8 protein-coding genes are annotated in these 8,352 nt (G+C 65.2%); 4 read left to right on the top strand and 4 right to left on the bottom strand.

Annotation, left to right across the window (positions count from 1 at the left end; all coding sequences use genetic code 11):
• Positions 1–284 precede the first annotated feature (284 nt).
• Positions 285–503 carry a hypothetical protein gene (locus AC0L3A_RS33510; protein ID WP_007601445.1) on the bottom strand — a complete coding sequence of 73 codons (219 nt, stop codon included), beginning with the start codon at positions 501–503 and terminating at the stop codon, positions 285–287.
• 222 nt (positions 504–725) lie between these two features.
• On the opposite strand from AC0L3A_RS33510, the gene AC0L3A_RS33505 reads away from it, so the two are divergent.
• From AC0L3A_RS33505 to uraD, 4 genes are all read left to right on the top strand, one after another.
• A complete protein-coding gene (locus AC0L3A_RS33505; RefSeq protein ID WP_007601447.1) occupies positions 726–1,004 on the top strand; it encodes a hypothetical protein in 279 nt (92 codons plus the stop codon).
• 89 nt (positions 1,005–1,093) lie between these two features.
• Positions 1,094–1,507, top strand: coding sequence for a DUF3830 family protein (locus tag AC0L3A_RS33500; RefSeq protein WP_007601448.1), 414 nt, complete (start codon positions 1,094–1,096; stop codon positions 1,505–1,507).
• On the top strand, positions 1,508–2,443 hold the full coding sequence (gene puuE / locus AC0L3A_RS33495) for an allantoinase PuuE (protein WP_219685273.1): 936 nt from the start codon (positions 1,508–1,510) through the stop codon (positions 2,441–2,443).
• 5 nt (positions 2,444–2,448) lie between these two features.
• Positions 2,449–3,336, top strand: a complete 888-nt coding sequence (gene uraD, locus AC0L3A_RS33490) for a 2-oxo-4-hydroxy-4-carboxy-5-ureidoimidazoline decarboxylase (RefSeq protein WP_219685274.1) — start codon at positions 2,449–2,451, stop codon at positions 3,334–3,336.
• On the opposite strand, the gene AC0L3A_RS33485 is transcribed toward uraD, so the two are convergent.
• The 3 genes from AC0L3A_RS33485 to AC0L3A_RS33475 are packed head-to-tail and all read right to left on the bottom strand — an operon-like array spanning position 3,333 to position 8,300.
• The gene (locus AC0L3A_RS33485) at positions 3,333–4,730 is read right to left on the bottom strand and encodes a nucleobase:cation symporter-2 family protein (protein WP_473255972.1); all 1,398 of its coding nucleotides are present in this window, start codon (positions 4,728–4,730) and stop codon (positions 3,333–3,335) included. The genes uraD and AC0L3A_RS33485 overlap by 4 nt on opposite strands.
• 22 nt (positions 4,731–4,752) lie before the next feature.
• Positions 4,753–7,476, bottom strand: coding sequence for a molybdopterin-dependent oxidoreductase (locus tag AC0L3A_RS33480; RefSeq protein ID WP_473255971.1), 2,724 nt, complete (start codon positions 7,474–7,476; stop codon positions 4,753–4,755).
• Positions 7,473–8,300 (bottom strand): FAD binding domain-containing protein, encoded by an 828-nt coding sequence (locus tag AC0L3A_RS33475; RefSeq protein ID WP_219685277.1) that lies wholly within the window; start codon positions 8,298–8,300, stop codon positions 7,473–7,475. The genes AC0L3A_RS33480 and AC0L3A_RS33475 overlap by 4 nt, the downstream gene beginning before the upstream one ends.
• Between the last annotated feature and the right edge of the window lie 52 nt (positions 8,301–8,352).

The raw sequence follows: 8,352 nt of genomic DNA, 5'->3' as shown, positions 1-8,352 counted from the left end.
CGGGTGCCAGCCGGCACCCGGCCTTCCCTGCGCCCTCTTGGACAAGAGGGTGGAATGACCAAGCAAAGCTCGGGCGAGATCAGCCGCGAGGCTGCGAAGCTGTGTCTGCAATTCAAAAATGCGAGCTGGAAGCGTCGCGTTACCGCGTCATACTCCGTCATTGCGAGCGCAGCGAAGCAATCCAGAAATGCATCCGTGGAAAATGTCTGGATTGCTTCGTCGCAAGAGCTCCTCGCAATGACGACGTGGAGGCAGTTTCGCTTGATCGCGCTAGGCTTCCCGCATCACCGTCCCGCTGGTGCAGACATCGCGCCGTTGGAATAGCGCGACCAGTCGGGCTCGGTCGGCTGCGACGGCCACAGCGCGGCGTTGGAGTCGCGCACCGACTGGGTGATGGGATGGGGTTGCGCCCTGCGGACATGACGGCGGTCGTTCGCCGCGGCAGTCTGGACGGTGGCGGCGGCAATCAGCGTCGCGCCGAGAATGATAAAGGTCTTTTGCATTGTTACTTTCTCCCGTAACGGCGCCCGGCTGTGAGATGTTTGTGTGGTCGCCGTCGCGGCTGACATGGCGATGCGCCCAGCCGATATCAGCGCTCGCGACATCACATTGGGGCGAGCCAATTTTCTAGCCTCGGCTAAATATTCGGCAATCGCCCCCGTAGCCCCGATGGACTTGACCTGCGCAATCCGGTTCAATGGGCCAAATCTGGTTTCTGGGCGACAATGATGTCGAAATATCTGCTGGTCCTTCTGCTGATCGCCTCGCCGGCCGTGGCGCAGGTCAAGCTGACCCCAAAAACCTCGGCGGCGCATCCGGACCCCTGCGCGCCGATCGGACGGACCGCGGACGGCAAGCTGGTCTACTCCATGAAATGCGAGAATTTGCCGGTGCCGCCTCCGCCGCCGCAGGCGGAACTGAGGGAGGCGCCGCAGCCCGCCGCCGAGCCGGAGCCCGAGACGCGGCGGAGTGGCGTTTTCGGCTGGTCCTACGACCGCAGGTAACCGGCCGCGCCCCTTGCGCGAAGCCCGACGGAGTGCTCTTTGCCTGAAAATTCCCCGTGGGGCCACCGCCCCCGATCCAGAGAGATGAGATGACCAAACTCGTGATCCGCGCCGGCGACTTTACCTTCGATGCCCGTTTCGAGGAGCAAGCGGCGCCCAAGACTGTCGCCGCGTTCCGCAAGGCGCTGCCGTTCGAAAGCCACATCATCCACGTGCGCTGGAGCGGCGAGGGCGTGTGGATGCCGCTCGGCGACCTCGATTTCGGAGTCGGCTACGAGAACCACACCAGCTATCCCGCGCCCGGCCAGATCATCCTCTATCCCGGCGGCATCAGCGAGACGGAGATCCTGATGGCCTATGGCGGCGTGCACTTCGCGAGCAAGATGGGCCAGCTCGCCGGCAACCATTTCATCACCTTGACGTCCGGCCTGGAGAATCTGGCGACGCTCGGCAAGAGCGTGCTGTGGAAGGGCGCGCTGCCGATCCGCTTCGAGGAAGTCTGAGTGACTGGTACCCGCTACCCGCGCGATCTCCGCGGTTACGGCCGCAACCCGCCGCACCCGCAATGGCCCGGCAACGCGCGGGTCGCGGTGCAGTTCGTCGTTAATTTCGAGGAGGGCAGCGAAAACAACATCCTGCATGGCGACCCTGCCTCGGAAGCGTTCCTGTCCGACGTGCTCGGCGCACAGCCTTGGCCCGGCCAGCGCCACGCCAATATCGAATCGATGTTCGAATATGGCTCGCGCGCCGGCTTCTGGCGGCTGTGGCGGATATTCAGCCAGCGGAAGTGGCCGACCACCGTGTTCGGCGTCGCCACAGCGCTGAAGCGCAATCCGGAAATCGTTGCCGCCATGAAGGAGGCGGGCTGGGACATCGCCAGCCACAGCCTGAAGTGGATCGAGCACAAGGACATGACCGAGGCGCAGGAGCGCGCGGAGATCGCGGAAGCGATCCGCGTCCACACCGCGGCGACCGGCTCGCGGCCGCTCGGCTGGTATACCGGACGCTCCTCGATCAACACCAACCGTTTGGTGATGGAGGAGGGCGGCTTCCTCTATCTCAGCGATTCCTACGCAGATGATCTGCCCTATTGGGTCAGGGGCGCGAGCGGCAAGCAGCTCGTCATTCCCTACACGCTCGACGCCAACGACATGCGGTTCATCAATCCGCAGGGCTTTGCCGAAGGCGAGCAGTTCTTCACCTACCTGAAAGATGCCTTCGACGTGCTCTACGCCGAAGGCGAGAGCGCGCCGAAGATGATGTCCGTCGGCCTGCACTGCCGTCTGGCCGGACGTCCCGGCCGCGCGGCGGGGCTGATCCGCTTCCTCGACTACATCGGCAAGCACAAGCGCGTCTGGGTGCCGACGCGGTTGCAGATCGCACAGCATTGGCACGACAAGCTCGCGCACCTTGCGGCCGACGCATTCGAGATCGGGTGAGGGCGATGTCGCAGATACCGCTGTCCGATCTCAATGTCGCGAGCTTCGACGATTTCGTCGCAGTACTTGAAAACGTGGTCGAGTACTCGCCTTGGATTGCCCAAGAAGCCGCGGCGCGCCGTCCGTTTGCCGGCATCAATCCACTGCTCGACGCGATCAAGGCGGCGATCGCGAGCGCTGAGCCCGAGGTGCAACTGGCGCTGATACGTGCGCACCCCGACCTTGCCAACAAGACTCAGCGCGCAGCGGGACTCACGCCTGACTCGAGTGCCGAGCAGAATAGCGCTGGCCTCGACCGTCTGTCGGACGCCGAATACGCGGCCTTCGAGCGGGCGAACAATGCATATCGCGAAAAATTTGGTATCCCCTATATCGTCTGCGCGCGCCGGCATACCAGGGATTCCATCCTGCGGGACTTCGAGGCGCGGCTGCAGAACATCGCCAAGACCGAGACACGCCGCGCGCTTGAGGAAATCTCTCGTATCGCTGCTCTGCGTCTCGATCAGCTCGTCATCGCCGATGACAAGCTCAAGGTGCACGGCCGGCTTTCGACCCATGTACTGGACAATCACGCCGGCAAGCCCGCGCCGGGTATTCCGGTCGAGCTGGTCGAGCTCGCCGCGCTCGGGGAAAGCCGCGTCATCGCGCGCACCGTCACCAACGCAGACGGCCGCACCGACCAGCCGCTGATCGGCGGCCGCCCGCTGCCGATCGGCCGCTACGAGCTCCGGTTTAGCGTGGCCAAATATTACGCGGAGCGCAACGTGCAGCTCTCCGACCCGCCGTTCCTCGACGAGATCCCGCTACGCTTTGCGATCAGCGAGCCGGAAAGCCACTACCACGTGCCGCTGCTGGTCACGCCATGGAGCTATTCGACCTATCGCGGCAGTTAAACATGTTGCGCGGATGAGGCGACCGCTGCTGCATCCGCTTCCGCCGCTGCGCCGCCGCTCAACCCGTTGAAGAAGGCGTTGAGCAGCACCGAGACGATTGCACACAGCAGGATGCCGGACTCCAGCAGCGGCTGCAGATCATGCGGCAAATTCCTGAAGAAGCCGGGTGCGGCGAGCGGGATCAGGCCGAAGCCGATCGAGATCGCGACGATGAAGAGATTGTAGCGATTGGTGCGGAAGTCGACCGAGGTGAGGATACGTGCGCCTGTCGCCGCGACCATGCCGAACATCACGAGGCCGGCGCCGCCGAGCACGACCAGCGGCACGGCCTCGACCAATGCGGCGAGCTTCGGCAACAGGCCGAGCACGAGCATGATGCAGCCGCCCGTGACCGTCACCCATCGCGAACGCACGCCCGTGACCGAGACGAGACCGACATTCTGCGAGAACGACGTGTACGGGAAGGTGTTGAAGATGCCGCCGAGCAGCGTGCCGACGCCGTCGGCGCGCAGGCCTCGGCTCAGCGCTTCGCGGTCGACCGTCTTGCCGGTGATGTCGCCGAGCGCGAGGAACATGCCGAGTGATTCGATCATCACCACGATCATGACGACGCACATCGTGATGACAGGCACCAGATGGAATTGCGGCATGCCGAAGCGGAACGGGATCACGACCGCGCCCCAGGACGCCGCAGCGACCTTGTCGAAATGCATCACGCCCAGAATGGTCGCGAGCACGGCGCCGGCGATGATGCCAAGCAGCACGGCGACGTTGGCGAGGAAGCCGGTGCCCCATTTGATCAAGCCGAGAATGAACAGCAGCACGAACAGCGAGATGCCAAGTCCCTGCAGCTGTCCGTAGGCCGGATTGGGAAAGCTGCCGGCGACGCCGTCGACCACCTTCGTCAGCGTCGGCAGGCCGCCGCCGGCCCAGTTGATGCCGACCCGCATCAGGGAGATGCCGATGACGAGAATGATGCTGCCGGTGACGACGGGCGGGAACAGCGGTAGCAGCCGGCTGACGAACGGCGCCGCGACGATGCCGAACAGGCCGGCGGCGATCACTGAACCGTAGATGCCGAGCAGGCCGATCTCAGGTGAAGCCGCCATCGACAGCATCGGACCGACGGATGCGAACGTCACGCCCATCATCACAGGCAGGCGGATGCCGACACCGGGAAGACCGAGGCATTGCACCAGCGTCGCAAGTCCGCAGGCGAACAGGTCGGCGCTGATCAGGAAGGCGACATCCTCCGGCGGCAGCTTCAGCGCGCGCCCGATGATCAGGGGCACCGCGACCGCGCCGGCATACATCACCAGCACATGCTGAAGCCCGAGCGCCAGCAGGCGCGGGACCGGCAGGACCTCGTCGACGGGATGGACTTCGCTGCTCATGGATTAATCCCCCGAAATATGCCTATCCAAACTTATCGTGCAGCGCCGGAAACAACCGGTCCGGCTTGAAGGGCGGCGCAGTGAAGCGGATGCCGGTGGCATCGGCAATCGCGTTGCCGAGCGCGGCGGCGACCGGATTGTACGGACTCTCGCTCATCGACTTCGCCCCCAGCGGGCCGATCGTGTCGGAGGTCTCGGCGAAGAAGACCTCGGTGCGGGGCACATCGGCGAAGGAGGGCAGGTGGTAGTCTCGGAATTTGGGGTTGGCGACGCGGCCATCCGCATCGATCACCATCTCCTCGTAGAGCGCGGCACCGAGCGCCTGCGCAACACCGCCTTCGACCTGACCACGGCACTGCATGGGATTGGCCACGACGCCGGCGTCCGCTGCGTGCACGCTCCTGAGAATCCGGAGCTCGCCAGTGGCCTTGTTCACGGCGACGCGAAAACCCTGCACGTTGAAGCCGACCGAACGCGGCGTGCCGCCGGAATTGCCGGCGCCTGCGAACGGCTGTCCGCGTTCGCGCGCGAGCCTTGCCAGCTCCACAAAGGACATGCGCCGCACGCCACTGACGACGGCTTCGCTCTCGAGCGTGCAACTGCCGACGTCGCAGAGCCATGCGCCGGCGGCGGCCGCCTTCAGCTCGGTCGCAAGCTGCATGGCTGCGGCATGCGTCGCCTTGCCTGCCACGAACATGCCGGCGCTGCCATAGGCGCCGGTGTCGTGGCCGCCATGGGCGGTGTCGGATTGGCGCAGGCGAATGCGGTCGACGGTGGTCGCAAGCGTGGTTGCCGCGATCTGCCGGTGCACGGTGCTGGTGCCGTTGCCGAATTCGGCGGTGCCGACGGTGAGATCGAAGCTGGCGTCGTCGTTGAGCGTGACCATCGCATCCGCGAGATGGCCCGCCGGGGGCACCGTGTCGATCATGGTCAGCGCGACGCCGTCGCCGATCAGCCACTCCGGCGATAGGTCCGGCTGTGGACCATCAGCCTGCATCGCGCGCTCGACGAGGTCGAGGCACTGGTCGAGCCCGTAGGAGCCGTAGTGCACATCGTGGAATTCCGACGGCGGCGGCGACACCATGGGATCGCCGGGCTTGACGACGTTGCGCCGGCGCATCTCGTAAGGGTTGATGCCGAGCTGCTTGGCCAATTCGTCGATCGCGGCCTCGACCGCGATGAGTGTTTGCGGCAGACCATAACCGCGAAACGCGCCTGCCGGCACCGTATTGGTGTAGACCGCGTAGCCGTCGACCCGCTTGTTCGGGCAATTGTAGACGCTGATGGATTCGGCCAGCGAGTGGAACATCACTGGGCCGGCGTGATTGCCGTAGGCGCCGGTGTTGGAGAGCACGTCGAGCTGGAGCGCCGTGAGCTTGCCGTTCGCGTCGGCACCGGCCCTGACGTGGACCCGCATCGGATGCCGCGTCGAGGTTGCGATGAACTGCTCCTCGCGGGTGAGCTCCAGCTTCACCGGCCGTCCGGTCTTGAGCGCGGCGAGCGCCAGAATGTCTTCGACGAACATCTCCTGCTTGCCACCAAAGCCGCCGCCGACGCGCTCGCAGAAGACGCGGACCTTGTCCATGGGAAGCTCGAAGATATCAGACAGCGCGCGTCGGGTCAGGAACGGCACCTGCGTCGAGGTGCGGACATTGAGCACGCCGGAAGCATCGAGCCAGGCGAGGCCGCCATGAGTTTCCAAAGCGGCATGCTGCACACGGTGACTATGGAAGGTGCCCTCGAAGGTGGCGGCGGATGTCGCGAGCGCAGCCGCCACGTCGCCGAATTCGCCATGCGTCTCCGCAGCGAGGTTGCGCTGGGCATAGGCGATGCGGTTCGCGGTGGTGCGATCGGGATGAATGACGGGCGCGCCGGGCGCCATCGCCTGCTCCGGATCGACCAGCGCGGGCAAAATCTCGTAACTGACCTTCAGCCGGCGGCATGCGTCCTCGGCCGCGGCTTCGCTGTCTGCGACCACGGCGGCGACCTTCTGGCCGATGAAGCGGACGATGTCGTCGAGAACACGGGTATCCTCGGGATCCATCCAGTCCTTCTCATGCCGCGCGGTCGACATCAGAGTGGTTGGCGCATCCTCATGCGTCAGTACCGCGTGCACGCCGGGAACGCTCAGCGCTTCCGACTTGTCGATCGCGACGATCCTCGCGTGGGCGTGCGGCGAACGGAGCAGCTTGATATGCAGCAGGCCGTCGATCTGCGTGTCGAACGTGTAGCGCGCCTTGCCGCGCACGACATCGGGGCCAGCTGGCGCCGGCAGGCTGCGGCCGAATGCGGCGCCGGCTTCGACGCCCGCCTCGACATTGGTCTTGCCGAGCAGCGCGTCCTCGATCGCGCGATAGCCGGTGCAGCGGCAGATATTGCCCTTCAGCGCGACGCCGAGATCGGTGCGCTGCGCCTGGTTCAGCGAGGTGCAGGTCAGGATCATGCCGGCGGTGCAAAAGCCGCATTGAAAGCCCTGCGCATCGAGGAAAGCCTGCTGCATCGGATGCGCGCCGCTGTCACCGCCGAGGCCTTCGATCGTCGTGACCGCGCGCCCGTCGGCGCGGAACGCCGGGATCAGACAGCTATGCACCGGCTCGCCGTCCAGCAGCACGGTGCAGGCGCCGCAATCGCCGGCGTCGCAGCCCTTCTTCACGCCGAAATGGCCGAGCTCGCGCAGAAACGTGCGCAGGCACTGGCCGGCGCGCGGCTCCTGTGGAAACGTCGTGCCATTAACCTCGAAGCTCATGCCGGCGGTGCTCCGAGGAGTTCGTCGCGGATCTCTTCGGCGAGCCGCAGTGTCATGTGCTTGCGCCAGAGCGGCTTACCGTGGATGTCGGTATGGTAGAGATCGTCCGTGATCTGCTGCGCGATGGAATCGCGAAGCGCTTTCGTGTCGGGGACCTCGCGAAAGGACAACCGGATCGGCCGCACCGTCGAGGCGGTGACCGTGAGCGTCAGCGTGCCATCGGCATCCAGACTGCCGATCAGGAGCGCCGCCGAGCGGCCGACCGGCGCCAGCGAGATCTGGCGGAAGGCCGTACGACGTTTCAACGCGGCGATCGGAATATCGATCTGCCGGAGCAGGTCCCCCGGTGCCAGACGGTTGTGTTGGTCGCCGATGACGAAATCGATGACGGGCATCATCTGTTCGCCGCCGCCGGCCTTCCAGATCGTGCAGACGCCGTCCAACGCAGCGGTGAGCGAGATCATCGGTCCCGCCGGAAGCGACATGCAGAGATTGCCGCCGACGGTCGCCGTCTTCCAGATCTTGAACGAAGCCAGGAAGGCGCGGCAGCACTGGTTGATCAGCGGTGCCGCGAACCAGTCGGGTGGGCAGGCGAATCCATCGAGCTGCGCGACGGTGCAGGTGGCTGCGATGCTGAGATGGCTCTCGGTGACCGTCAGCGCCGGCCATTTCAGGTCGGTGAGATCGATGAGCCGAGTCAGGTGAACTTGCGGCTCCGAGAACAGCCAGGTGCCGCCCGCGAGCCAAGCATCACCTGGCGTCCAAACGGGCAGCTGCGCGCGCGTTTGCGGATGGGCGACCGCTGTGATGGTATTCAAATCCATGGTTGCGCCAGAGCTTCCGCCCGGTGAATCGTAGAGATGAGTCTTGCAAGAC

The sequence above is a fragment of the Bradyrhizobium sp. MI1.3 genome, assembly GCF_055811695.1.
Note: the sequence above shows the minus strand (reverse complement) of the source record. Positions and strands in the feature narration are given on the sequence as shown.